The sequence below is a fragment of the Streptomyces mauvecolor genome (genome assembly GCF_039532965.1).
Lineage (GTDB): Bacteria > Actinomycetota > Actinomycetes > Streptomycetales > Streptomycetaceae > Streptomyces > Streptomyces violascens.
Genome location: NZ_BAAASQ010000011.1, coordinates 33,451 through 57,749, shown reverse-complemented (window position 1 = coordinate 57,749; position 24,299 = coordinate 33,451). Strand labels below are relative to the sequence as shown.

Annotated in this window: 22 protein-coding genes; 10 read left to right on the top strand and 12 right to left on the bottom strand. The window is 71.9% G+C overall.

The features are described 5' to 3' along the window. Nucleotides 1–41 precede the first annotated feature (41 nt). The 5 genes from hutH to ABD346_RS16440 form a co-directional block, all read right to left on the bottom strand. A complete protein-coding gene (gene hutH, locus ABD346_RS16460; RefSeq protein WP_344375621.1) occupies nt 42–1,583 on the bottom strand; it encodes a histidine ammonia-lyase in 1,542 nt (513 codons plus the stop codon). Between the two features lie 185 nt (nt 1,584–1,768). Continuing rightward, a complete protein-coding gene (locus ABD346_RS16455; protein WP_344375507.1) occupies nt 1,769–2,929 on the bottom strand; it encodes a GGDEF domain-containing protein in 1,161 nt (386 codons plus the stop codon). A gap of 86 nt (nt 2,930–3,015) precedes the next feature. After that, nucleotides 3,016–3,804, bottom strand: a complete 789-nt coding sequence (locus tag ABD346_RS16450; protein ID WP_344375506.1) for an enoyl-CoA hydratase/isomerase family protein — start codon at nt 3,802–3,804, stop codon at nt 3,016–3,018. Nucleotides 3,805–3,844: 40 nt separating this feature from the next. Beyond that, nucleotides 3,845–5,035 (bottom strand): adenylate/guanylate cyclase domain-containing protein, encoded by a 1,191-nt coding sequence (locus tag ABD346_RS16445; protein ID WP_344375504.1) that lies wholly within the window; start codon nt 5,033–5,035, stop codon nt 3,845–3,847. Between the two features lie 115 nt (nt 5,036–5,150). Further along, complete coding sequence (locus tag ABD346_RS16440) at nt 5,151–6,050, bottom strand: biotin--[acetyl-CoA-carboxylase] ligase (protein ID WP_344375503.1); 900 nt, start codon at nt 6,048–6,050, stop codon at nt 5,151–5,153. Nucleotides 6,051–6,201: 151 nt separating this feature from the next. Between ABD346_RS16440 and ABD346_RS16435 the strand changes: the two genes are divergently transcribed. Together ABD346_RS16435 and ABD346_RS16430 are read left to right on the top strand one after the other, a co-directional pair. Beyond that, a complete protein-coding gene (locus ABD346_RS16435) occupies nt 6,202–7,803 on the top strand; it encodes an acyl-CoA carboxylase subunit beta (protein ID WP_189962910.1) in 1,602 nt (533 codons plus the stop codon). A 19-nt stretch (nt 7,804–7,822) separates the two neighbouring features. Beyond that, the gene (locus tag ABD346_RS16430; RefSeq protein ID WP_344375501.1) at nt 7,823–8,029 is read left to right on the top strand and encodes an acyl-CoA carboxylase epsilon subunit; all 207 of its coding nucleotides are present in this window, start codon (nt 7,823–7,825) and stop codon (nt 8,027–8,029) included. A 272-nt stretch (nt 8,030–8,301) separates the two neighbouring features. Here the strand turns inward: ABD346_RS16430 and ABD346_RS16425 are convergent, their stop codons facing one another. Continuing rightward, nucleotides 8,302–9,606 (bottom strand): SGNH/GDSL hydrolase family protein, encoded by a 1,305-nt coding sequence (locus ABD346_RS16425; protein WP_344375499.1) that lies wholly within the window; start codon nt 9,604–9,606, stop codon nt 8,302–8,304. A gap of 252 nt (nt 9,607–9,858) precedes the next feature. On the opposite strand from ABD346_RS16425, the gene mmpB reads away from it, so the two are divergent. Together mmpB and ABD346_RS16415 are read left to right on the top strand one after the other, a co-directional pair. After that, nucleotides 9,859–9,987: a morphogenic membrane protein MmpB gene (mmpB, locus tag ABD346_RS16420; RefSeq protein ID WP_344375498.1), complete on the top strand. Its 129-nt coding sequence runs from the start codon at nt 9,859–9,861 to the stop codon at nt 9,985–9,987. A gap of 29 nt (nt 9,988–10,016) precedes the next feature. Then, nucleotides 10,017–10,628, top strand: coding sequence for a Maf family protein (locus ABD346_RS16415; RefSeq protein ID WP_344375497.1), 612 nt, complete (start codon nt 10,017–10,019; stop codon nt 10,626–10,628). A gap of 9 nt (nt 10,629–10,637) precedes the next feature. Here the strand turns inward: ABD346_RS16415 and ABD346_RS16410 are convergent, their stop codons facing one another. After that, on the bottom strand, nt 10,638–11,087 hold the full coding sequence (locus ABD346_RS16410) for a hypothetical protein (protein ID WP_344375495.1): 450 nt from the start codon (nt 11,085–11,087) through the stop codon (nt 10,638–10,640). Between the two features lie 389 nt (nt 11,088–11,476). Here ABD346_RS16410 and ABD346_RS16405 point away from each other — a divergent pair, with 389 nt between their 5' ends. Together ABD346_RS16405 and ABD346_RS16400 are read left to right on the top strand one after the other, a co-directional pair. Next, complete coding sequence (locus ABD346_RS16405) at nt 11,477–13,231, top strand: acetyl/propionyl/methylcrotonyl-CoA carboxylase subunit alpha (protein ID WP_344375494.1); 1,755 nt, start codon at nt 11,477–11,479, stop codon at nt 13,229–13,231. Nucleotides 13,232–13,715: 484 nt separating this feature from the next. After that, complete coding sequence (locus ABD346_RS16400; protein WP_344375492.1) at nt 13,716–14,294, top strand: TetR/AcrR family transcriptional regulator; 579 nt, start codon at nt 13,716–13,718, stop codon at nt 14,292–14,294. Nucleotides 14,295–14,311: 17 nt separating this feature from the next. Here the strand turns inward: ABD346_RS16400 and ABD346_RS16395 are convergent, their stop codons facing one another. Together ABD346_RS16395 and ABD346_RS16390 are read right to left on the bottom strand one after the other, a co-directional pair. After that, nucleotides 14,312–15,268 (bottom strand): DeoR/GlpR family DNA-binding transcription regulator, encoded by a 957-nt coding sequence (locus ABD346_RS16395; RefSeq protein ID WP_344375491.1) that lies wholly within the window; start codon nt 15,266–15,268, stop codon nt 14,312–14,314. A 154-nt stretch (nt 15,269–15,422) separates the two neighbouring features. Next, nucleotides 15,423–16,862, bottom strand: a complete 1,440-nt coding sequence (locus ABD346_RS16390; RefSeq protein WP_344375489.1) for an NAD(P)H-quinone dehydrogenase — start codon at nt 16,860–16,862, stop codon at nt 15,423–15,425. A gap of 224 nt (nt 16,863–17,086) precedes the next feature. On the opposite strand from ABD346_RS16390, the gene ABD346_RS16385 reads away from it, so the two are divergent. The 4 genes from ABD346_RS16385 (at nt 17,087) to ABD346_RS16370 (ending at nt 21,651) form a co-directional block, all read left to right on the top strand. After that, nucleotides 17,087–17,524: a gamma-glutamylcyclotransferase family protein gene (locus tag ABD346_RS16385; protein ID WP_100575073.1), complete on the top strand. Its 438-nt coding sequence runs from the start codon at nt 17,087–17,089 to the stop codon at nt 17,522–17,524. Nucleotides 17,525–17,781: 257 nt separating this feature from the next. Beyond that, nucleotides 17,782–18,603 carry a purine-nucleoside phosphorylase gene (locus ABD346_RS16380; RefSeq protein ID WP_344375487.1) on the top strand — a complete coding sequence of 274 codons (822 nt, stop codon included), beginning with the start codon at nt 17,782–17,784 and terminating at the stop codon, nt 18,601–18,603. Between the two features lie 26 nt (nt 18,604–18,629). Continuing rightward, entirely contained in the window at nt 18,630–20,264 is a 1,635-nt protein-coding gene (locus tag ABD346_RS16375) for a phospho-sugar mutase (RefSeq protein WP_344375486.1), read from the top strand. A gap of 166 nt (nt 20,265–20,430) precedes the next feature. Next, the gene (locus tag ABD346_RS16370; protein ID WP_344375484.1) at nt 20,431–21,651 is read left to right on the top strand and encodes a hypothetical protein; all 1,221 of its coding nucleotides are present in this window, start codon (nt 20,431–20,433) and stop codon (nt 21,649–21,651) included. A 6-nt stretch (nt 21,652–21,657) separates the two neighbouring features. On the opposite strand, the gene ABD346_RS16365 is transcribed toward ABD346_RS16370, so the two are convergent. The 3 genes from ABD346_RS16365 to ABD346_RS16355 form a co-directional block, all read right to left on the bottom strand. Next, on the bottom strand, nt 21,658–22,293 hold the full coding sequence (locus ABD346_RS16365) for a PH domain-containing protein (RefSeq protein WP_344375482.1): 636 nt from the start codon (nt 22,291–22,293) through the stop codon (nt 21,658–21,660). Between the two features lie 37 nt (nt 22,294–22,330). Beyond that, entirely contained in the window at nt 22,331–22,759 is a 429-nt protein-coding gene (locus ABD346_RS16360) for a class F sortase (RefSeq protein ID WP_344375481.1), read from the bottom strand. Between the two features lie 224 nt (nt 22,760–22,983). Continuing rightward, the gene (locus ABD346_RS16355; protein WP_344375479.1) at nt 22,984–24,192 is read right to left on the bottom strand and encodes an RNA-guided endonuclease InsQ/TnpB family protein; all 1,209 of its coding nucleotides are present in this window, start codon (nt 24,190–24,192) and stop codon (nt 22,984–22,986) included. Nucleotides 24,193–24,299 lie beyond the last annotated feature (107 nt).

Genomic DNA, 24,299 nt, shown 5'->3' with positions numbered 1-24,299 from the left:
TACGAGATCCCGGGCGGCCCTTTCCGTATGAGCGGGTGTGGTCAGGCGAGCGGACCCGTCACCGGCTCGACGGCGGCGACGAGCCTGCCTTCGCGTACGAAGGCGTCGGCGGCGGCCAGGTCGGGGGCGAGGAAGCGGTCCGGGCCGGGGCCCTGGACGCCGGCCGCGCGGGCCGCGGTGATGGCGGCCTGCGAGGCGGGCGCGGGGGTGAGGCCCTTGCGCAGCTCGATGCCGCGGGTCGCCGCGTACATCTCGACGGCGATGATGCGGGTCAGGTTGTCGACGGCGGTGCGCAGCTTGCGGGCCGCCGACCAGCCCATGGAGACGTGGTCCTCCTGCATGGCGGAGGACGGGATGGAGTCGGCGGAGGCGGGCACCGCGAGCCGCTTCATCTCGCTGACCAGGGCGGCCTGCGTGTACTGGGCGATCATGAGCCCGGAGTCGACACCGGCGTCGTCCGCGAGGAACGGCGGCAGGCCGTGGCTGCGGTTCTTGTCGAGGAGGCGGTCGGTGCGGCGCTCGGCGATGGAGCCGAGGTCGGCGGCGGCGATCGCGAGGAAGTCCAGGACGTAGGCGACCGGGGCGCCGTGGAAGTTGCCGTTGGACTCGACACGGCCGTCGGGCAGCACCACCGGGTTGTCGACGGCGGAGGCCAGTTCGCGCTCGGCGACGGTCAGGGCGTACGCGATGGTGTCGCGGCCCGCGCCGTTGACCTGCGGGGCGCAGCGCACCGAGTACGCGTCCTGAACGCGGGGCGCCTCTTCCTCCTGGAAGTGGCCGGTCAGGCCCGACCCCTTGAGCACGGCCAGCATGTTGGCGGCGGAGGCGCCCTGGCCGGGGTGCGGCCGGATGGCATGGAGCTCGGGGGCGAGGACCTTGTCGGTGCCGAGCAGCGCTTCGAGGGTGAGGGCCGCGGTGATGTCGGCGGAGGTGTAGAGCTTCTTCAGGTCGGCGATGGCCATGCACAGCATGCCGAGCATGCCGTCGGTGCCGTTGAGGAGGGCGAGCCCTTCCTTCTCGCGCAGCTCGACGGGCTGGATTCCATGCTCGGCGAGCAGCTCGCCGGCGGGCTTCACGACACCGTCGGGACCCTCGGCGTCGCCCTCGCCCATCAGGGTCAGGGCGCAGTGCGAGAGCGGCGCGAGGTCGCCGGAGCAGCCGAGCGAGCCGTACTCGTGGACGACCGGGGTGATGCCCGCGTTGAGCACGTCGGCCATCGTCTGGGCGACGGAGGGGCGGACGCCGGTGCGCCCGGAGGCGACGGTCTTCAGGCGCAGGAACATCAGCGCACGGACGACCTCGCGCTCCACCCGCGGGCCCATGCCGGCCGCGTGCGAGCGCACGATGTTGCGCTGCAGCTGGGCGCGGAGCTCAGGGCTGATGTGCCGGGAGGCGAGGGCACCGAAGCCGGTGGAGACGCCGTACACCGGCTCCGGCTTGGCGGCCAGCGCGTCGACGATCTCGCGCGCCTTGGCCAGCGCGTCGAGCGCCCCGGCGGAGAGCTCGACCTTCGCGTTGCCGCGGGCCACGGCGATGACGTCCTCGGGGGTGGTCCCGGAGGTCCCCACCACGACAGTGTGCATATCCATATTCAGCACCCTACGGATTGAATCCCGTCATGTCACTAGCAGAGGAGGGGTGGGGGGCTTACTGGGTTCGGTGGCCGCATGGCGCCAACGGGCGCGGGCCTGTGACAGTGTGCGGCTCCGCCGTGTGGGCGCGACCAGACACAGGCCACCCGCACCCGACCGACCGCACGCGGAAGCGCTCAGCCCCGCCCCCGGAACCGACGCCGGTCGTGCGGGGCGGACGGCGGGGCGTCCGCCAGGCGCAGGACCGCTCCGTCACGCCCCGCCACCACCGGCTTTGCCGAGCGCGCGGCCTTCGCGCGGTACTGGGCCGCGTCCGCGAGGCGGAACAGGCGGCGGGCCGAGCGCATCGGGCCGATGGGGTCACCCGTCGAGGCCACCCCGCATGCGACTCCCTCGCCCAGCTCCAACTCCCCTGCTCTCAGGCAGAGTTCATCGCTCACGGCCACGACCTCGTCGGCGGAGGGGCCCACCGCCAGCAGGCAGAACTCGTCGCCTCCCAGCCGCGCGGCCAGCGCACCGGGCAACATCGCCCCGCACAGCGACAGCACCGACCCGAAGCGTTCCAGGAGCCGGTCGCCCACCGCGTGGCCCAGCGTGTCGTTGACCCGCTTCAGCCCGTTCAGGTCGCAGACCACGAGGCTGACGACCGCGCCGTCGGCCCGGTGCCGCTCGACCGCCTCGTCGAGGCGCATGTCGACCGCGCGGCGGTTGGCGAGCCCGGTGAGCGGGTCGGTGAAGGCAAGGCGGCGTACCTCTTCGAGGCGCTCGGTCTGGACGAGTCCGGCCGCCACGACGGAGGCGAGCACCGTGGCGAAGTCCGCGTCGGCCGCGTCGAAGACGGGCGCCCCGACGGGCCGCGCCACATACAGCTCGCCCCACGCCCGCCCGTGCATCACGATCGGGGCGACCACGCAGCAGCCCCGGCCGCGCCGGCGCAGCGCCGCGACCCTCCCCCGGCTGCCGCCGGGAGGTGCCCCCGCACGATCGGACCCCGCCCCGCCCCCGGGAGGCTCGGCGGCCGTCTCGACCCAGGCGTTGGGCTCGCCTCCGCCCGCCCAGCGCTCGTGCAGGAACTCGGTGATCTCGGGGAACTGGTGCACCGGATACGTCTCGTCCTCGGGGAACTCCTCCTCCCCGTAGGCCCGTTCGCCCTCGTTCACCAGCACACGAAGGAGCCCCAGCTCGCGCTCCCACACCGAGAGCGCGGCGAAGTTCCCGCCGAGCGCGTCCCGCGCGCCGAGCGCCGCTGCGCGCCAGGACTCCCGCGGCGTGTGCGCCGCGGCCATGGCCTGCGCCAGCGAAACCACGGCCCGCAGCCGGGCATCCTGTCCACCCATTCCTCCAGCTTAGGGAGGTTTGGTATGTTTTGACCCTTGGAATGGTGTCGCGCATACGCCGTCGCACACACGCCGCCACCGGGGGATCACTCCCCGGGCCACACCGGCTTCCGCTTCTCGTTGAACGCGGCCACGCCCTCCGCGCGGTCCCCCGAGAACGCCACCGACCGCCACGCCGCGTCCTCGACCTCCAGGCCGGCCCGCAGGTCGAGGCCCTGGCCGAGCCGCATGGCCCGCTTCGCCGCGCGCAGCCCGACGGGCGAGTTGGCCGCCATCCGCCCGGCGAGCGCGAGCGCCTCCGTACGGGCGTCGTCGGCCAGGACGTCGACGAGCCCCAACTCCCTTGCCTCCGCGGCCTCGACGCGGCGCGCGGTGAAGACCAGCTCGGCGGCGCGGGCGGCGCCGACCCGGCGCGGCAGGAGCTGCGTACCGCCGCCGCCTGGGATGACGCCGACCGACACCTCGGGCAGCCCGACCACGGCGGTCGCGTCGGCCACGATCACGTCGCAGGCGAGCGCCAGCTCGAAGCCGCCGCCGAGCGCGAAGCCGTGCACCGCGGCGACGGTCGGCATGGGCAGTTCGAGCACGCCGGTGTAGGCGGCGCGGGCGGTGGGCCGCTGGCGTACGAGCTCGGCGTCGCTGAAGGAGTTGCGCTCCTTCAGGTCGGCGCCGACGCAGAACGCCCGCTCGTTCGTGGAGGTCACCACGGTGACCCGGGCGTCCGGGTCGGCGCCGAGCGCGTCGCAGGCGGCGGCGATGGAGCGGGCCATCTCCGTCGACACGGCGTTCATGGCCTTGGGCCGGTCGAGCACCAGCTCGGCGACGTACCCCTCGCGCCGTACGACGACGAACTCCCCGAACCGCTGCTCAGCCATGGAAACCCCTCCGTTAACGAACGTTACGTCGGGGGCGATCCTAGGCTTCGCGGCGGTGCAGGAGCCAGGGCTCCACGACTCCGAGGCCGCGCACTGGGCGCTGCCACATCGGCTGGAGCTGGAAGCGGTACTTCGCGGCGGGGCCCGGCTCCTCGCCCTCCTTCTCGGCGGCCAGCGCGTCCTGGGCGGCCTGCGCCTCGGAGACGGGCGCGTCCCCGGCGCGAGCCAGCTCCTCGGCGAACGCCCCGTCGACCAGGACGGCGTCCTTGGGGGCTATCGAGGTGAGCCGGCTCGCGAGGTTCACCGTCGTACCGAACACATCGCCCATGCGGGTCGTGACGGTGCCGAACGCGATGCCCACGCGCAGGGCGGGCATCGTCTCGTCGCCGGCCATGGTCTCGATGAGCCGCAGCGATATCTCGGCGGCCGTGCCCGCGTCGTCGGCGGCGAACAGGACCTCGTCGCCCAGCGTCTTGATGAGCCGCCCGCCGTGCGCAGCGACCAGGTCGGCGGCGGTCGTCTCGAAGGCCTCGACGAGCTCGCCGAGCTCCTCCTCCTCCAGACGCCGGGTGAGCCGGGTGAAGCCGACGAGGTCGGCGAAGCCCACCGCGAGGCGGCGGTCCACCATCTCCTCGTCGTCGGCGGCCTGCACGACACGCCCGGTCGCGGCGGCGAGCTGGCGCCGCCACACATACACGAGGAACTCTTCGAGCTCGGGCAGCAGCAGCTCGACCAGCGGGTACGTGACTTCCGTACGGGTCATGCCGGGCTCGGGGGGCTCGGTGAGACCCTCCAGAAAAGAATCGATCTGCCATTCGGCCAGCCGGGCGGTGGTCTGCCCCGTGGAGCGCGCGACCTGCACCGCCATGGGCTCGCTGAGCAGCCCCGCCTCGACGAGTCCGGCGAGCCGGCGCAGGGCCAGCACATCGGCCTCGGTGAGCGCCTTGGCCTGCCCGATGTCGGCGAACCCCATGGCCCGCCAGAACCGGGACGCCAGCTCCATGGAGACGCCCGCGGTACGGGCCGCCTGGAAGGGCGTGTAGCGCCGGTCGGCACCGAGGATGAGCTGTTCGAGCCGGATGGCGAGCGGGTCGTCGGTGGGCTCGGCGGTGTGGTCGACGGCGTGGTGCGGCGTCGGATACGCGGAGGACGGGGGGTCCGAAGCGGTGCCGGAGGCGCCGCCGGTACCGGTGCCGGCGCCCGCGCCGGACCGTGTCTCGTCGACGGTCACCGGCCGCCTCCTGCCCGTTGCCTGCGCACTGCCCTGCCGATCTGTCGCTGGATCGGGCTCAACGATACGGCAGGTGTGCCGTAGCTCACGTCCCGGGAGCGGCCACTCCACCCGCCTAGGGTGCGGCCGGCCGCAGGTGGACGATGTCTCCCGCCGCCACCGGGCGCTGCACGCCCTCCGCCGTGGCAAGCACCAGCCGTCCGTCGCCGTCCACCGCCACCGCCTCGCCCTGGACCGACTGTCCTCCGGGCAGCTCCGCCCGCACCGTGCGGCCCAGCGTTGCGCAGGCCTTCGCGTACGCCTCCTGGAGGCCGGACGCCGCCGGGTCGCCCGATGCCTCGCGCCAGGAGCCGTACCACTGCTCAAGCGAGCGGAGGACCGCGCGCAGCAGGGTGTCGCGGTCCGTGGAGACGGCTCCGGCGAGCGCGAGGGAGCCCGCGCCGGGGACGGGGAGTTCGTCGGCGCGCAGGGTCACGTTGAGGCCGATGCCGACGACGACGCCGTCCGCCCCGGCCCGCTCGGCCAGGATCCCGCCCGCCTTGCGCTCGTCGCCGATCGGGGCCTCCCCTGGACGGAGCTTGTCGGAGTCCTTGGGGATAGTGACGAGGAGGTCGTTGGGCCACTTCAGCGCGGTGTCGACGCCCGCCGCCCGCGCGAGCCCCGTCGACACGGCGACCCCGGTGAGCAGCGGCAGCCACCCCCACCGCTCGACCGGCACCGACGCGCCCGGCTTCAGGAGCACGGAGAAGAAGAGGCCGGAGCGGGCCGGCGCCGACCAGCGCCGGTCCAGGCGGCCGCGCCCCGCGGTCTGCTCCTCGGCGACCAGAACCGCGCCCTCGCCGAGCTCGTCCGCCTTCGCCGCGAGGTCGGAGTTGGTGGAGCCGGTCGCGGTGACCACGTCCAGGGAGGTCCACAGCGCGTCCGGCCGCAGCAGGGCGCGGCGCAGCGCGGTGGCGTTCAGGGGCGGCCGGTCGAGGTCGGACCAGCGGCTGTCGGAAGCGTCCGGGGGTGTCATGCAGCCAGGTTAGGCCGCAATTGCAAGGCGCCCCGGGTGTGGCAAACGCCGCACTGCCGAACCGTATCGGCGCCACTACCCTACGAGTCAGTAGCCAGCCTACGAGTCAGCAGCCAGCCACCCCCGTGACCAGGCAGGGAGCCGCATCCCGATGTCCGAGCCGGAAAACGCCCAGAGCGACGCCACCGTCGACATCCACACCACCGCCGGAAAGCTGGCGGATCTGCAGCGCCGCATCGACGAGGCGACCCACGCCGGCTCCGCGCGCGCGATCGAAAAGCAGCACGCCAAGGGCAAGTTGACGGCCCGTGAGCGGGTCGACCTGCTCATGGACGAGGGCTCGTTCGTCGAGCTGGACGAGTTCGCACGGCACCGCTCGACCAACTTCGGGATCGAGAAGAACCGCCCGTACGGGGACGGCGTGGTCACCGGGTACGGGACCGTCGACGGCCGCCCGGTGTGCGTCTACTCGCAGGACTTCACCATCTTCGGCGGTTCGCTGGGCGAGGTCTACGGCGAGAAGATCGTCAAGGTCATGGACTTCGCGCTCAAGACCGGCTGCCCGGTCATCGGCATCAACGACGGCGGCGGCGCGCGCATCCAGGAGGGCGTCGTCGCTCTCGGCCTCTTCGCCGAGATCTTCCGCCGAAACGTCCACGCCTCGGGCGTCGTTCCGCAGATCTCCCTTATCGTCGGCCCGTGCGCGGGCGGCGCGGTGTACTCCCCCGCGATCACCGACTTCACGGTGATGGTCGACCAGACCTCGCACATGTTCATCACCGGGCCCGACGTCATCAAGACCGTCACCGGCGAGGACGTCGGCTTCGAGGAGCTCGGCGGCGCGCGCACGCACAACACGACCTCGGGCGTGGCGCACCACATGGCGGGCGACGAGAAGGACGCGATCGAGTACGTCAAGTCCCTCCTGTCCTACCTGCCGTCCAACAACCTGAGCGAGCCCCCGGCCTTCCCCGAGGAGGCCGACCTGGAGACCACGGACGAGGACCGGGAGCTCGACACCCTCATCCCGGACTCCGCGAACCAGCCGTACGACATGCACACGGCCATCGAGCACGTCCTGGACGACGGCGAATTCCTGGAGACGCAGGCCCTGTTCGCGCCGAACATCGTCACCGGCTTCGGCCGTGTCGAGGGCTTCCCGGTCGGCATCGTCGCCAACCAGCCGATGCAGTTCGCGGGCTGCCTCGACATCAACGCGTCCGAGAAGGCCGCGCGCTTCGTGCGCACCTGCGACGCGTTCAACGTCCCGGTCCTGACCTTCGTCGACGTCCCCGGCTTCCTTCCCGGGGTCGACCAGGAGTACGGCGGCATCATCCGGCGCGGCGCCAAGCTGATCTACGCGTACGCCGAGGCCACGGTCCCGCTGATCACGGTCATCACCCGCAAGGCGTTCGGCGGCGCGTACGACGTCATGGGCTCCAAGCACCTGGGGGCCGACCTCAACCTGGCCTGGCCGACCGCACAGATCGCGGTCATGGGCGCGCAGGGAGCGGTGAACATCCTGCACCGCCGCACGATCGCGGCCGCCTCGGACCAGGAGTCGACCCGGGCCGAACTGATCGCGGACTACGAGGACACGCTCCTCAACCCGTACATCGCGGCCGAGCGGGGCTACGTCGACGCGGTGATCATGCCGTCGGAGACCCGCGCCCACATCGTGAAGGGCCTGCGTCAGCTGCGTACGAAGCGGGAATCCCTCCCTCCGAAGAAGCACGGCAACATCCCCCTCTAGGCCCTGGTAAGGAGCCGCTGTGATCAAGGTCGTACGGGGCAACCCGACCCCGGAGGAGCTGGCCGCCGCACTCGCGGTGGTCCAGGCGCGCGCCGCGGCGACGGCTTCGTCCGCGTCCACCGCGGCGCGGGCACCGGAGGGGTGGTCCGACCCCGCGCGGATCGCCCGGCGCGCCCTGCCCCGGCCGGGGGCCCGTACGTGGGCCAGGACGTACTGGCCGGCGTAACCCGCTCCGCGGGGGGGGTGCGGGGTTTGTGACAGCGGGCCGTCCATGACCGTTCGCGCAGTTCCCCGCGCCCCTAACAGGACTGGTGTCGGCCAGTACTGGCATCTTCAGCCCGTCCGGCATGTGAGGACGAGCGCCCTTCAGGTGCGAACGGGGTCTGGGGCGGAGCCCCGGGGCGACGACGGGCCGCAGCCGATCGACATCCCCCGGAGGGTCTCGGGAAGGGGTGGGGTGGGGCATCCCGGGGTCTGGGGCGGAGCCCCAGGGGTTGGTCAGAGGGCCTCGGCGAGTACGCCCGCCATGACCCGGTACCCCGCGTCGTTGGGGTGCAGCGCGTCCCCCGAGTCGTAGGCCGGGGCGAGCCGGTCCGGGTCGGCCTTCGAGGCCAGCGCCTTGTCGAAGTCCGCCACCGCGTCGAACGCACCGGACGTACGGATCCACTCGTTCACCTCGTCGCTGACCCGCGCCGAGTGCTCACCCCAGTGGTCGGACCCCTTCAGCGGCAGCAGCGTCGCGCCGACCGCCTTCAGCCCCCTGCTGTGCGCCTGGCGTATCAACTCCCGGTACCCGTCGATGAGCCGGGCGCTGGAGACGACCGGCGCCGGCTTGTACGTGGGCTGCGGCTTCGACCCCTTCTGGGCCTCGCTGAACCCGATGTCATTGACGCCTTCGAGGACGACGACCGTAGAGACGCCGGGCTGGTCGAGCGCGTCCCGCCCGAAGCGCGCGGCGGACCGCTCGCCGTACCAGGCCGAGTCGTTGAGTACGAGGTTGCCGCCGATGCCCGCGTTGACGACGGGCCGGCCGGCGCGTTCGGCCAGCGCGTCCGAGTAGCGGCGGTTGGCGCCCGGCGTCGAGCCGAAGCCGTCCGTGATGGAGTCCCCGAACAGGGCGACGCCGTCACGCCTCGCCCCGCCGCCGACCTCGACACCGGAGAGGTAGTACCAGGACTGGCTGGTCGCCGTGAAGGCGCGGCCCGACGGGTCCGCCCGGTGGTCGCCGTCGGCCCGGTAGGTGTCGGCGAAGCCCTGGGCGTGGAAGGTGGCCGGCCCGGTCGTCCCGGCGAAGTAGAGCGTGACGGTCACCGAATCGAGCCGCTCCAGGCCGAGTCGAGCCGCGTCGCTGCGCAGCTCGCCGTGCGCCGGGATGCTCACGGACTTCCCGCCGCCGAAGGTCAACTCCCTCACGGAGCCCGGCTGTACGTCCGCTCCCGTCCCGGCCTTGGCGACGGTGGCGCCGGTGAGGGTGAGCGGCGAGGTGCCGTACGCGTTGGACAGCCGGATGCGGAGCCGGTCGCCGCCCTCGGTGACCCGCACGATCTGGCGGACGCTCTGGTGCGAGAAGCCCTCCTGCGACCAGTTGGGGGTGAACCCGGTCGAGGGGAGCTGGGGCGACGCGGCCCACGCCGCACCCCACGCGACGGGCCGGGCGGAGGACGGCTGCGCCCCGGCGAGCAGTGCGAGCGCGGCAGCGCCGGCGGCCAGTGGAACACCACCCCGGCGAAGGGCCCCACCGATCCCGGCCCTGTTGATCCTGGTCCTGTTGATCCTGGTCCTGTTGATCCTGGTCCTGTTCATGGCGATCTCCCCTGTTCGCGACGGACCGACCGCAGACCCTTAATGGTTCACGGGTTCCGTTAACTCGGGACACTAACAGCCTTCGCTCACTAATGGAACCTGTGGACCGTTTACGGGGCAGGGGCAGTCGGCCGGTGCGTGCCGCACATGAACGGGGGGTGAAGTACTGGTCCGCAATTGGTCAATTGACACGGGGCATCTTGAGTACCCGTACTCAGGCGCGCCAACAGCCCTGGTCCCACTATCGATTGCATGCTGTGGTCAGACCCGGAGAACGAGCCGCCCAAGGAACTGCGCGACGCCCAGGCGATGATGCGCCGGGCGGGCCTGATCCTCGCCCTGACCATGGTGATCGCGATGCTCGCGGCCGGACTGCACTGAGGGGCCGGGGCCGGGCGGGGGCGCCTACGATGGCGCCCATGACTGCTCAGCGCCGCCTCGTCCTCGCCTCCCAATCGCCCGCCCGGCTCGGGCTGCTCCGCCAGGCCGGGCTCGCGCCCGAGGTGATCGTCAGCGGCGTCGACGAGGACGCCCTGACCGCACCCAGCCCCGCCGAACTCGCCCTCGTACTCGCCGAGGCGAAGGCGGACGCGGTGGCCGGCCGCCCCGAGGCCGCCGACGCCCTGGTCATCGGCTGCGACTCGGTGCTCGAACTCGACGGCCAGGCGCTCGGCAAGCCCGCCGACGCCGAGGACGCGACGGCCCGCTGGAAGTCGATGCGCGGCCGCTCCGGCGTGCTGCAGACCGGGCACTGCGTGATCGACACGGCAACCGGCGAGCGCGCCTCGGCGACCGCGTCGACGGTCGTACGGTTCGGCGAGCCCACCGACGCGGAGATCGCGGCGTACGTGGCGAGCGGCGAACCCCTTTACGTGGCAGGGGCGTTCACGCTGGACGGCCGCTCGGCGCCCTTCGTCGACTCGATCGAGGGCGACCACGGAAACGTCATCGGGCTCTCGCTGCCGCTGCTGCGCAAGCTGCTCGCCGAGCTCGGCGTCCCGATCACCGACCTCTGGGTGTAGCGCCGGGGATCAGGCGGCGGCCGGGGCTCCGTCGGGGGCCCCGCCGTCCTTGGGCTCGGGCTCGGGGCGCTCCTTCACGTACGCCAGGAGTACGAAGACGAGCAGCGCGAGCACGACCATCAGGTACCCGAAGGCGGGCCAGCCGACCAGGCCGACCGTGAGCGCGCCCAGCACGCCGTGCACCACCGCGCAGGCGATCACCGCGATACGGGCGAAGCGGCCGGGGGCGCGGTCGCGTACGCCGATGACCAGCAGGACGATGCCGCAGGCCGCGAGGAAGATCCCGAACAGCGCGCCCGCGACCCACGCTCCGGTGGATATCGCGCCCGGATCGAGCCCGGCCATGGACATGTGCTGGTTGTCGGCGACCTTGCCGAGCACCCAGTTCACGAGCACGACGGCGCAGGCCTCGGCGAAGAGAATGAGCGCGGCCACGATGGCGATCGGTCGGCGCAGCACGCGCGACACCCCCTGTTACCCCTAGTACGGCGATGATCCGCACGCTACTAACCGGTAAGGGGTCGTACAAGAGTCTGGACAACAACGGTGGCCGGTCCGGGGTGAAGTGCCTCGCCCCGCGAGGGCCGGGTCGCAAAGAATCATTCGGCCATTCGTAGGGACTCCACAAAGAAACCCGGCGACCTGAGGGCCTCGGAGACAGAGACCTTGACCACACCGCACCGCTACTGTGCGGTACGGGAGCCCGGCGTACCGTGGTGCGACAAGGGATTTCGCGACTTGAGCGTGCCTCGAATCACACTCCGTGTGGGCAAGCTCACCATTGGGGATGGGTCGTAAGCCAGTGTGCGGCTTCCCTAAACTCAGCTTGTTTCAAGGAGGGAGCCATCGTGCGCAAGGTGCTCATCGCCAACCGTGGCGAAATCGCTGTCCGTGTTGCCCGGGCCTGCCGGGATGCCGGGATCGCGAGCGTAGCCGTCTACGCCGATCCGGACCGGGATGCACTGCATGTCCGGGCGGCGGACGAGGCGTTCGCCCTGGGCGGTGACACTCCGGCGGCCAGTTATCTGGACATCGCCAAGGTGCTCGCGGCCGCGGCCGACTCGGGAGCGGACGCGGTCCACCCGGGCTACGGATTCCTCTCCGAGAACGCCGAGTTCGCCCAGGCCGTCCTGGATGCGGGCCTGACCTGGATCGGCCCGCCCCCGCAGGCCATCCGCGACCTCGGCGACAAGGTGGCGGCCCGTCACATCGCCCAGCGCGCCGGTGCCCCGCTCGTCGCGGGCACCCCGGACCCGGTCTCGGGCGCCGACGAGGTCGTCGCGTTCGCCGAGCAGCACGGGCTGCCCATCGCGATCAAGGCCGCCTTCGGCGGCGGCGGCCGCGGCCTGAAGGTCGCCCGCACCCTCGAAGAGGTCCCCGAGCTGTACGACTCCGCGGTGCGCGAGGCCGTCGCGGCGTTCGGCCGCGGCGAGTGCTTCGTCGAGCGCTACCTCGACAAGCCCCGCCACGTCGAGACCCAGTGCCTGGCCGACACCCACGGCAACGTGGTCGTCGTCTCCACCCGGGACTGCTCGCTCCAGCGCCGCCACCAGAAGCTCGTCGAGGAAGCCCCGGCGCCGTTCCTCACCGAGGCGCAGAACGCGGAGCTGTACGCCGCGTCCAAGGCCATCCTCAAGGAAGCCGGCTACGTCGGCGCGGGCACCGTCGAGTTCCTCGTCGGCGCCGACGGCACGATCTCCTTCCTGGAGGTCAACACCCGCCTCCAGGTCGAACACCCGGTCACCGAAGAGGTCACCGGCATCGACCTGGTCCGCGAGATGTTCCGCATCGCCGACGGCGAAGCACTCGGCTACGACGACCCGGCCATGCGCGGGCACTCCTTCGAGTTCCGCATCAACGGCGAGGACCCGGGCCGCGGCTTCCTGCCCGCCCCCGGCACCGTCACCCTCTTCGCACCCCCGACCGGCCCCGGTGTCCGCCTGGACGCCGGCGTCGAGTCCGGCAGCGTGATCGGCCCGGCCTGGGACTCGCTCCTGGCCAAGCTGATCGTGACCGGCGCGACCCGTGAGCAGGCGCTGCAGCGCGCCGCGCGTGCGCTGGCGGAGTTCAACGTCGAGGGCATGGCCACCGCGATCCCCTTCCACCGCGCGGTGGTCGAGGACCCGGCGTTCACGGCCGACCCGTTCCGTATCCACACCCGGTGGATCGAGACCGAGTTCGTCAACGAGATCCCGGCGTTCACGGCTCCGGCCGACGCCGAGACCGACGAGGAGCCGGGCCGCGAGACGGTCGTCGTCGAGGTCGGCGGCAAGCGCCTCGAAGTCTCCCTGCCCTCGTCCCTGGGCATGACGCTGGCCCGCACCGCCGCGGCCGGGGGCGCCAAGCCCAAGCGCCGCGCGGCCAAGAAGGCAGGCTCGGCCGCCTCCGGCGACACCCTCGCCTCCCCCATGCAGGGCACCATCGTCAAGGTCGCCGTCGAGGAGGGCCAGGAAGTCAACGAGGGCGACCTCGTGGTCGTCCTGGAGGCCATGAAGATGGAACAGCCGCTGAACGCGCACCGCTCCGGCACGATCAAGGGGCTCTCGGCGGAGGTCGGCGCGTCCGTGTCCTCCGGCGCGATGATCTGCGAGATCAAGGACTGACGCGCTGACGCGCAGTGGAGCCCCGGCCGCGATCACGGCCGGGGCTCCTGCTTTTCCCCCACCCCGCCCCTTCCCGAGACCCTCCGGGGGTGTGGGTGGGCTGAGCGTCCGTCGGTCCGGGGCCCCTGCCCCCGGACCCCCGCTCCTCAGACGCCGGAGAGGCTGGACGGACGGGTGGTTCGCTGCGGGCCGTGGCTGGCTGATCGCGCAGTTCCCCGCGCCCCCAGCAGGTTCGATCCTGGCAGGGCCGAGCATCCTCAGCCTGTCATGGGGGTCCCCCTGGCCCTTGAGGCCTTGGGGGAGTTTGAGGACGAGCGCCCTTGAGGCGCGAACGGGGTCTGGGGCGGAGCCCCAGGAAACCTCGCTTCACCCTTCCCAACCCCCGGAGGCCACGCGGCGGAGCCGCAGAGTGTCACAGCGGGAAGGGGCGGGGTGGGGGCCGACCCCGGCGACCCCGGATGGGAGCGGGTGGCATGCTGGGGGCATGGATGGGAAAACGGGGGTTGGGGTCCGGCCCCTCCGGGCCGATGCGCGGCGCAACCACGACCGCCTGCTCGCCGTAGCCCGCACCGCCTTCGCGGAACGCGGCACGGACACCTCCCTGGAGGACGTGGCCCGCAGGGCCGGCGTGGGCATCGGCACCCTGTACCGGCACTTCCCCACCCGTCACGCCCTGCTGAGCGCGGTGTTCCAGAGCGAGGTGGACGTACTCCTCGACCGTTCAAGGGAGTTGCTGGACGCCGAGCAGCCCTGCACCGCGCTCATCGAGTGGCTGCGCGCCATCATCACGCACGCGGGGGTGTACCGGGGCCTGGCCCGCGCCCTCATGTCGGCCTCGGTCGACGCGAGTTCGGCCCTGGCCAGGTGCAGCGAGCCGATGCGGGAGGCGGGCGACGCCCTGCTCGTACGGGCCAGGGAAGCCGGTTCCGTACGAGCCGACGTCACCATCGCCGACCTCATGCAGCTGACCAACGCGATCGCCCTGGCGGCCGAACAGTCCCCGGACGACCCGGAGTTGGCGGACCGCCTGCTCGCCCTGACCTACCGGGGCCTGAAGGGCTAGAAGGCGCCGCCCCCGCCTCAGCGCCGCCGCAGATCCGCGACCCGCGCCCGCTCCCCCGGCCCCTGCGGCTCGCCCATGGACGCCGCGCTGCGCAACTGCGGTCCCGTACCGGGGCCGTGGCTGCGGCGCTGGCCGGGAAGCGGCATGTCGCGGCGCGGGGGGCGGCCGGGAGTGGCCTCGCCGCCCGGGACCGCGGGGCCGGCCACGGCGATCTGCACGCCCTGGTCGGCAAGGGCCTGCAACTCGGTGCCGGCGCGGTCGTCGTGCCCCGGCGGCTCGTCGGTGACCAGGCGGGTGATCACGTCGGTCGGCACCGTCTGGAACATGGTGTCGGTGCCGAGTTTGGTGTGGTCGGCCAGGACCACGACCTCCGCGGCGGCCTGGACGAGGGCCCGGTCGACGGACGCCGAGAGCATGTTGGAGGTGGACAGGCCGCGTTCGGCCGTGAGTCCGCTCCCCGACAGGAAGGCGCGGGAGACGCGAAGGCCCTGGAGGGACTGCTCGGCGCCACTGCCCACCAGGGCGTAGTTGGAGCCGCGCAGGGTGCCTCCGGTCATGACCACTTCGACCCGGTTGGCGTGCGCCAACGCCTGTGCCACCAGAAGGGAGTTGGTGACGACGGTCAGGCCGGGGACCCGTGCGAGCCGGCGGGCCAGCTCCTGCGTGGTCGTCCCCGCGCCGACCACAATGGCCTCGCCCTCTTCGACGAGGCTGGCGGCGAGGTCGGCGATGGCCGTCTTCTCGGCGGTCGCTAGATGGGATTTCTGCGGGAAGCCGGACTCGCGGGTGAACCCGCCCGGCAGCACCGCACCGCCGTGCCGGCGGTCGAGGAGTCCTTCTGCCTCCAGCGCCCGCACGTCCCGCCGTACGGTCACTTCGGAGGTCTGGACGACGCGGGCGAGCTCACGGAGCGATACCGCCCCGTTGGCGCGCACCATTTCGAGGATCAATTGGCGACGTTCTGCAGCGAACACGAAACTGACAGTAACCTGGGCGGCCGAATATTCTCAGCAGTTTGCGCCGAATAACAGAAGGTGCACTCAAAGGGGGTCATCGAGTGGTATACGTCCGGACCGGTACTCCCAGGCCTCGCGCCTCCCTCGACAACCCCCTGTCCCACCAGGGAAGTTACGCCTCTCCGGCCTTCTTCCGGGTGTGCAGCTGACGGGCCACCTCGGCGATCGAGCCCGACAGCGACGGGTACACAGTGAACGCATTCGCGATCTGCTCGACCGTCAGATTGTTGTCGACCGCGATCGAGATCGGATGGATCAGTTCACTCGCGCGCGGAGCGACGACACAACCGCCCACGATGATGCCGGTGCCGGGGCGGCAGAAGATCTTGACGAAGCCGTCCCGGATGCCCTGCATCTTGGCGCGCGGGTTGCGAAGCAGCGGCAGCTTGACGACGCGGGCCTCGATCTTGCCCGCGTCGACGTCGGCCTGCGTGTAGCCGACGGTGGCGATCTCCGGGTCGGTGAAGACGTTGGAGGAGACCGTCTTCAGGTTGAGCGGGGCCACCGCGTCGCCCAGGAAGTGGTACATCGCGATGCGGCCCTGCATCGCGGCGACCGAGGCGAGCGCGAAGATGCCGGTCACATCGCCGGCCGCGTACACGCCGGGGGCGGAGGTGCGCGAGACCTTGTCGGTCCAGATGTGGCCGGACTCCTTGAGGCGTACGCCCGACTCCTCAAGACCCATGTTCGCGGTGTTGGGGATCGCGCCGACGGCCATCAGGCAGTGGGTGCCGCCGATGACGCGGCCGTCGGAGAGGGTGACCTCGACGCGGTCGCCGACGCGCTTGGCGGACTCGGCGCGCGAGCGGGCCATGACGTTCATGCCGCGGCGGCGGAACACGTCCTCCAGGACGGCTGCCGCGTCCGGGTCCTCGCCCGGCAGCACCCGGTCGCGGGACGAGACGAGGGTGACCTTGGAGCCGAGCGCCTGGTAGGCGCCCGCGAACTCGGCGCCGGTGACGCCGGAGCCGACCACGATGAGCTCCTCGGGAAGCTCGTCCAGGTCGTACACCTGCGTCCAGTTGAGGATCCGCTCGCCGTCGGGCTGGGCGTCGGGCAGCTCGCGCGGGCTGCCGCCGGTGGCGATGAGGACGGCCTCGGCGGTGAGCATCTCCTCGGTGCCGTCGGCGGCCGTGACGATCACGTCGCGGGTGCCGTCGATGCCCTGAGGGCCCGCGAGCCGGCCGCGGCCGCGCATGACGCGGGCGCCGGCCCGGGTCACCGAGGCGGTGATGTCGTGGGACTGGGCGAGCGCGAGGCGCTTGACGCGCCGGTTGACCTTGCCGAGGTCCACGCCGACGACCCGGGCGGACTGCTCCTCGGGGGGCGTGTCGTCGGCGACGAGGATGCCCAACTCCTCGTACGAAGAGTCGAAGGTGGTCATCACCTCGGCCGTCGCGATCAGGGTCTTCGACGGCACGCAGTCGGTGAGCACCGACGCCCCGCCCAGACCGTCGCAGTCCACGACGGTCACCTCCGCACCGAGCTGGGCGCCCACCAGGGCCGCCTCGTATCCGCCCGGTCCGCCACCGATGATCACGATCCGCGTCACGAAAAAGTCCGCCTCGTAGTGTCGATCCCGGCCTGCCTGCCCGCCCGGCCGGGGGTCCGGGGCGGGGCCCCGGGGGAACGCAGTACGTACCTCATTGTCCCGCACGCTTCAAGTGTCCTCGCCCCGGGGGCGCCATTCGGCCGCCGTGGCGGGATCCGCCGTGGCCCGGATGCGGGCGGGCCGCACGAAGTACCCCCACGGGCCACTGTCGTACCCTCGACACCATGTCGCTCTACGCCGCGTACGCCGGCAACCTGGATCCGCGGCTGATGACCCGCCGCGCCCCGCACTCCCCGCTGCGCGGCACCGGCTGGCTCAACGGCTGGCGCCTGACGTTCGGCGGGGAGCAGATGGGCTGGGAGGGCGCCCTCGCGACGATCGTCGAGGCACCCCGCTCGCAGGTCTTCGTCGCCCTGTACGACATCGCGCCGCTCGACGAGGAGTCCATGGACCGGTGGGAGGGGGTCGGGCTCGACATCTACCGCCGAATGCGGGTGCGGGTGCACACGCTGGACGGCGAGGAAGCGGCCTGGCTGTACGTCCTGAACGGGTACGAGGGCGGTCTGCCCTCGGCGCGGTACCTGGGCGAGCTGGCCGACGCGGCCGAGTCCGCGGGCGCGCCGCACGACTATGTGATGGAACTCCGCAAGCGGCCCTGCTGAGGCCGGACCGGAGCCCGGCCCCCCTTGAAGACCAAGGTCAGGGCCGGGCTTCGCGCCTTTGCGGCGCGATGGCCCGCCGCCGCTTTCGTGCGAAGCCACAAAGGGATCGGACAGGTCCGTTATCCTGCACATCTACGCGCGTAGGACTTCAGCGGTTACGCTCGTGCGCGTAATTCTTCTTTACCGGGGGAAATCCCCCGGACCCGGCCGGACAGTCACCGGGCGGGACGACGTTCCTTCGCGAGGCGAGAGACTCAGTGAACGCATCTGCCACCCCGGACCTGCTCCAGGACCCCCACGCCGCCGCCGACGCCGCCGCCGCGCGTCTGCGCGAGCTCACCGGCGCCGAGACCCACGACGTCGCCCTGGTGATGGGCTCCGGCTGGGCGCCGGCCGTCGACGCCCTCGGCGCCCCCGAGGCCGAGTTCCCCGTGACCGAGCTGCCGGGCTTCCCGCCGCCGGCCGTCGAGGGACACGGCGGCAAGATCCGCTCGTACAAGATCGGTGACAAGCGCGCACTGGTCTTCCTCGGCCGTACGCACTTCTACGAGGGCCGCGGTGTCGCCGCCGTCTCGCACGGTGTGCGCACCGCCGTCGCCGCCGGCTGCAAGACCGTCGTGCTGACCAACGGCTGCGGCGGTCTGCGCGAGGGCATGCGTCCGGGCCAGCCGGTCCTGATCAGCGACCACCTCAACCTGACGGCCACCTCGCCGATCATCGGCGCCAACTTCGTGGACCTCACCGACCTGTACTCGCCGCGCCTGCGCGCGCTGTGCAAGGAGGTCGACGAGACGCTGGAAGAGGGCGTGTACGTCCAGTTCCCCGGCCCGCACTACGAGACCCCGGCCGAGATCAACATGGTCCGCGTGATGGGCGGCGACCTGGTCGGCATGTCGACCGTGCTCGAAGCCATCGCCGCCCGCGAGGCCGGCGCGGAGGTCCTCGGGATCTCGCTCGTCACCAACCTCGCCGCCGGTCTCACCGGTGAGCCGCTCAACCACGAAGAGGTGCTCCAGGCGGGCCGCGACTCCGCGGCGCGCATGGGCGAGCTGCTCACCCGGGTACTCGACCGCATCTGATCCCCTTTTCGCGAAAGGCTGACAACGTGACGCAGGACCTGATCGCGCGGGCCCAGGCCTGGCTGGCCGAGGACCCCGACAGCGAGACGCGCGAGGAGCTCGCGAAGCTCATCGAGAGCGCGGACGCCGAGGAATTGGCCGCGCGGTTCAGCGGCACGCTGCAGTTCGGCACCGCCGGGCTGCGCGGCGAGCTGGGCGCCGGGCCGATGCGGATGAACCGCTCGGTCGTCATCCGGGCCGCCGCCGGGCTCGCCGCGTACCTGAAGGCGAAGGGCCAGGGCGACGGGCTCGTCGTCATCGGCTACGACGCCCGCTACAAGTCCGCGGACTTCGCGCGGGACACGGCGGCCGTCATGGTGGGCGCCGGTCTGAAGGCGACCGTCCTGCCCCGGCCGCTGCCGACGCCCGTACTCGCCTACGCCATAAGGCACTTGGGCGCCGTGGCCGGCGTCGAGGTGACGGCCAGTCACAACCCGCCGCGCGACAACGGCTACAAGGTCTACCTCGGCGACGGCTCGCAGATCGTGCCGCCGGCCGACGCGGAGATCGCCGCCGAGATCGACGCGGTCGTCTCGCTGAACGACGTACCGCGCCCCGAGAGCGGCTGGGAGGTGCTCGGGGACGAGGTCCTGGACGCCTACCTGGCGCGTACGGACGCGGTGTTGACCCCCGGGTCGCCGCGCACCGCGAACGTCGTCTACACGGCGATGCACGGCGTCGGCAAGGACGTGCTGCTCGCCGCGTTCGCGCGGGCCGGGTTCCCCGAACCGGTGCTCGTGGCCGAACAGGCCGAGCCCGACCCGGCGTTCCCGACGGTCGCCTTCCCCAACCCGGAGGAGCCGGGCGCGATGGACCTGGCGTTCGCCACGGCCCGCCGCGCCGACCCCGACATCGTGATCGCCAACGACCCGGACGCCGACCGCTGCGCCGCCGCGGTCAAGGACCGGGACGGCGAGTGGCGGATGCTGCGCGGCGACGAGGTCGGCGCGCTGCTCGCCGCCCACCTGGTCACCAAGGGCGTCTCGGGTGTGTTCGCCGAGTCGATCGTGTCGTCCTCGCTGCTCGGCCGCATCGCCGAGGCAGCCGGGCTCGGCTACGAGGAGACGCTCACCGGGTTCAAGTGGATCGCCCGCGTGGACGGTCTGCGCTACGGCTACGAGGAGGCGCTCGGCTACTGCGTCGACCCCGAGGGCGTGCGCGACAAGGACGGCATCACGGCCGCGCTCCTGGTCGCCGAGCTCGCGTCCGTCCTGAAGGAGCAGGGCCGCACGGTGCTGGACCTCCTGGACGAGCTGGCCCTCGCGCACGGCCTGCACGCCACCGACCAGCTGTCGGTGCGCGTCGAGGACCTCACCGTGATCTCGGACGCGATGGCGCGCCTGCGCGAGCAGCCGCCGACCTCGCTGGCGGGCCTCGCCGTCACCAGGGCCGAGGACCTCACCGAGGGGACCGAGGCCCTGCCGCCCACCGACGGCCTGCGCTACTACCTGGAGGGCGCCCGGGTGATCGTCCGCCCGAGCGGCACCGAGCCGAAGCTCAAGTGCTACCTGGAGGTCGTGGTCCCGGTGGGCTCGTCCGACGATCTTGACGCGGCCCGCGCCAAGGGCGCCGAGCTGCTCGCCGGCATCAAGAAGGACCTCGCGGCGGCCGCCGGCATCTGACGGACGGCACGCGACGGAGTGGGGCGGTGGTCAATCGACCACCGCCCCACTCCCGCTTTCGGGTGATTTCGTACGGCAGTTGACGCAGCGGTGCGGCATCCGGCGGGGACTGGCGAGAAAAGGTGACCCGTACCTCTCGCCGTGCCCGAGCCAAGGAGCCGTCGCCGTGTCCCCGACCGCACCGCCACCGGCGACGACCACGGTCCGTCGCCGTCCCGTCCCCGCCGCCCGCCGGCCGGCCCCGCGCGCCACGGGCGGCCGGCCGCCGGCCGAGGAGCGGGCACGCACCGCCCTCAGGTACGCCGGGCCCGCGCTGCTCGGCTATCTCGCGGTCCGCCTCTTCGGGATGCTCGTCCTCGCGAAGTGGGCCCACGTGCGCCACCACGGGATCTGGCCGACGCTCGCCACGTCCTGGGACTCCAACTGGTACCTCGGCATCGCCGACCACGGCTACGTCCACGCGCTGCACGCCGGGCAGCTGAACAACCTGGCCTTCTTCCCTCTGTACCCGGGCCTGGTCAAGGCGGTCGCGGCCGTCACGCCGGGCTCGCGGGCCAGCGTCGGACTGCTGCTCGCGATCGGGTTCTCGCTGGTCGCCGCGTGCGGGGTGTTCGCGGTCGGCGACCGCCTGCACGGCCGCCGTACAGGCGCCCTGCTCACGGTCCTGTGGGCGGCGCTGCCGGTCGGCGTGGTCCAGTGGATGGGCTACACCGAGTCCCTGTTCACCGCCCTTACGGCATGGGCCCTGTACTGCGTGCTGACCCGGCGCTGGGTCTGGGCGGGCTCGCTGGCGGCGCTGGCGGGCCTGACCCGCCCCACCGGCATCGCGATCGCGGCCGCCGTCTCGCTCGCCGCCCTCGTGGCTCTCGTACGCGCCCGCGGGCTCGACCGGCGCCTGGTGCTCGGCGGGCTGCTCGCACCGGCCGGCTGGTGCGGCTATGTGGCCTGGGTGGGGCTGCGGCTCGGCCGCTGGGACGGCTACTTCGCGGTGCAGAAGGTCTGGGACAACGAGTGGGACGGCGGCATCGGCACCCTGCGCGACATCCGCTCCATCCTCGTGTACGCGAACCGGCCGCCGCTGTTCCTGGTCCTGGTCACGCTGGTCCTGATCGGGTCCGGCGCGCTGTATCTGCTCTCGCTCGCCGACCGCCAGCCGCCGGCCCTGCTGATCTTCACGGGCGCGCTCCTCGTGGTCGTCCTCGGCAGCGGCGGCGTCTACTTCCCGCGGGCCCGGTTCCTGGTCCCCGGCTTCCCGCTGCTGCTGCCGGTCGCGCTGGCGCTGGCGCGGGCCCGCCGCACGGTCACCGTCCTGGTGCTCGGCGCGGCCACCCTGTCGTCGGCGTGGCTGGGCGCGTACATGCTCCTGGTATGGCCGGGCCCGCCGTGACCGGGGTCAGCCGATGGCGAGCAGGACGACGAACAGCACCGCCCCGGCGACCGCCGGCGCGATCACCTCGTACGCCCAGCGGACAGCGACCTCGCCCTGTGCGCTGTCGCGCAGGGCGCCCTGTTCGGCGAGGTCGCGCAGGTCCCTGATGGACTGGTCGGCTGGCGCCATGCGCGCCTTGGCATCGCTGACGTCGGCCGTGACCGGGACGCCGATCTGCCCGTCGACCGTCGCGTCCCGCACCTGACGGCGGGCCACCCGCTTGCGCTGGCGCAGCGAGACGGGGATCGCCCACAGCTGGTACTTGCCGCCGGACTGGTCGAAGACCTCGCTGGAGTACCCGGCCCGCACGTCCGCCACGGACGCCCAGGGCAGCGTGATCGTACGGAACGGGTTGCGCACCAGGAGCCGGTCGGCGCCCGCGAACACCGCGGGGCGGAAGCTGAAGGCGACGATCAGCGGCACCGCGCAGAGCAGTACGGCGAGCGCCAGCCAGGGGGCGTTGCCGTGGCCCTGGATCACGGCGTCGACGCCGAGCCAGATACCGATCGCAAGCAGCAGCGCGCCGCCGGCGATACCGGCGGGTGAGCGGTAGGTCCGGTCGGCGTAGGCCGGCTCGGCGGGCGGCGTGGGGCTCGTCATGGCCCGATTCTGCCTCAGAGCCCGGGCCCCGGTTCGCTCAGGCCACCAGATCCGCGTACAGGATGATGTTGTCGGGGCGGTGCCCGCCGGTCAGCTCGCCGCCGCAGGTGATGACGCGCAGCTCGGGGCGGTCGGTGTTGCCGTACACCTTCTGGGTCGGGAAGGCCGACTTGTCGACCTGTTCCAGCGCGCGGACCTTGAACTCGGCGGTCTTCCCGTCGGCGCGGGCGACCGAGATGAGGTCGCCGACCTTGACCTTGGAGACGTTCTTCAGGACCGCCGGGCCCTTGACGGTGTCGAAGTGCCCGATGAGCACGGCGGGCCCGGTCTGGCCCGGGGCGACCCCCTTGTCGTACCAGCCGATCTTGTCGGCGTCTGCGACGGAGGGCACCTCGACGGTGCCGTCGGCGGCCGGACCGAGGTCGAGGACGGGGCTCGCGTCGACCCCGGCGGCCGGGATCCTCACCCGTACCGGCTTGGAGGCGGGCAGCGAGGCGGCGGCCCTGGGGGCGGCGGGGGCGCTGGAGGCGGCGGTGATGTTCGGGGGCGGGGTGGGCGGCCGGGCTGTCCGGTCCGGGGCCCGGGGCGCCCGGCGCCCCTCGGCCCCCCTTGCTTGGCTTGGCTGCTTGGCTGCAGAAGAAATCTGTGACTCCACCCACGACTGGCGTCGGGGGCTTCCTGCGTCGGTAGCTAGGTCACCGTGCAGAGGGCCAGCCCGGCCCTGTTGAGGACGTTGAGTGCGCCTACGTGGTCGGCGTTCCCGAGGAACCCGCAGGCGGTGCACTCGAACCTTGCTTGGGTGGTGCGGTTCTCCTTCGCGGTGTGCCCGCATGCGGGACATGTGCGGGAGGTGTTGCGGGCGTCCACCGGGATCACTTGGCGACCAGCACTCTCAGCCTTGTTCGCCAGGATTGTGAGGAACTGCCCCCAACCCGCATCCAGGATGCTGCGGTTCAGTCCGGCCTTGGCAGCGGCACCGTTCGACAGGAACGAGCCGGGCCGGTCGGGGTCAGGCCTGGGTTTCGGAGCGCGAGTCATGCCCGCGGTGTTGAGTCGCTCGTATCCGATCACGTCGTGCTCGCGGACCAGAGCGAGGGCGGTCTTATGGTGATAGTCCAGCCGCTGACGCCGGATCCTGGCGTGCAGCCTGGCGGCCTTGCGGGCTGCGGCCCGGTGCCTCTTCGATCGGCGCCGGGTCCGCCGGGGAAATTTCGATAACTGCTGCTGCGCTTCTGCCAGGGCTTCGGCGGACGCTGCGAGGAAGCGCGGGTTTTCGACATGCACGCCGTCCGAGGTGGTCAGGAAGTGCGTCACACCCAGGTCGATACCGACGGTCTTACCCATCTCGGGGAGCGGTTCAGCCGAGACGTTGTCGCAGGCCAGGATCACGTACCAATGCGCGCCTTCCCGCTTGACGGAGATCGTCTTGACCCGGCCTTTGACCGGCCGATGCTGGTGCACGCGAACGTGCCCGACCCCTTGGAGGCGGACACGAGTCTGGCGGTCGTGTGGGGTGGAGTCCCAACGGCAGCCGTCCCCGTCCTTCGGGAAGATCACCGTATCGAAATGGCCAACGCCCTTGAACCGCGGATACCCGGGGGTCTGACCAGTCTTGACGCGGCGGAAGAACGCAGCGAACCCCCTGTCCAGCCGCCGCAGCGTCGCCTGCTGCGAGGAAAACGACCAACGCCCCTGTCGCTCCGGGTCGAATATCCGGATCCCCTTGAGCTGCGCGGACTGCTCCCCATATTTAATGCTCGTCTTCGAGACGTGACCGTAGGCGTCACGACGCTCCTGCAACGCGCCGTTGTAGAGCGAACAGTGGTCCTGCAACATCTCGCCGAGAGCCAGCGACTGACGGACCGTCGGGCGAAGCCGGAACTTGTAGGCGCGCATCACGGCCGATCACCTCCCTTCACCTGCCCAGGCTATGCACCACCACTGACAACGGGGCAGATCCATACCGACAGCCGAGGTCAGAGCATGAATGAAGCCGTTCCCCACCC

Excerpts from the sequence above, each read along its gene's own strand:
- hutH (WP_344375621.1), bottom strand. The coding sequence starts at position 1,583 with ATGCACACTGTCGTGGTGGGGACCTCCGGGACCACCCCCGAGGACGTC.
- ABD346_RS16455 (WP_344375507.1), bottom strand. The coding sequence starts at position 2,929 with ATGGGTGGACAGGATGCCCGGCTGCGGGCCGTGGTTTCGCTGGCGCAG.
- ABD346_RS16450 (WP_344375506.1), bottom strand. The coding sequence starts at position 3,804 with ATGGCTGAGCAGCGGTTCGGGGAGTTCGTCGTCGTACGGCGCGAGGGG.
- ABD346_RS16440 (WP_344375503.1), bottom strand. The coding sequence starts at position 6,050 with ATGACACCCCCGGACGCTTCCGACAGCCGCTGGTCCGACCTCGACCGG.
- ABD346_RS16435 (WP_189962910.1), top strand. The coding sequence starts at position 6,202 with ATGTCCGAGCCGGAAAACGCCCAGAGCGACGCCACCGTCGACATCCAC.
- ABD346_RS16425 (WP_344375499.1), bottom strand. The coding sequence starts at position 9,606 with ATGAACAGGACCAGGATCAACAGGACCAGGATCAACAGGACCAGGATC.
- mmpB (WP_344375498.1), top strand. The coding sequence starts at position 9,859 with ATGCTGTGGTCAGACCCGGAGAACGAGCCGCCCAAGGAACTGCGCGAC.
- ABD346_RS16415 (WP_344375497.1), top strand. The coding sequence starts at position 10,017 with ATGGCGCCCATGACTGCTCAGCGCCGCCTCGTCCTCGCCTCCCAATCG.
- ABD346_RS16400 (WP_344375492.1), top strand. The coding sequence starts at position 13,716 with ATGGATGGGAAAACGGGGGTTGGGGTCCGGCCCCTCCGGGCCGATGCG.
- ABD346_RS16385 (WP_100575073.1), top strand. The coding sequence starts at position 17,087 with ATGTCGCTCTACGCCGCGTACGCCGGCAACCTGGATCCGCGGCTGATG.
- ABD346_RS16365 (WP_344375482.1), bottom strand. The coding sequence starts at position 22,293 with ATGACGAGCCCCACGCCGCCCGCCGAGCCGGCCTACGCCGACCGGACC.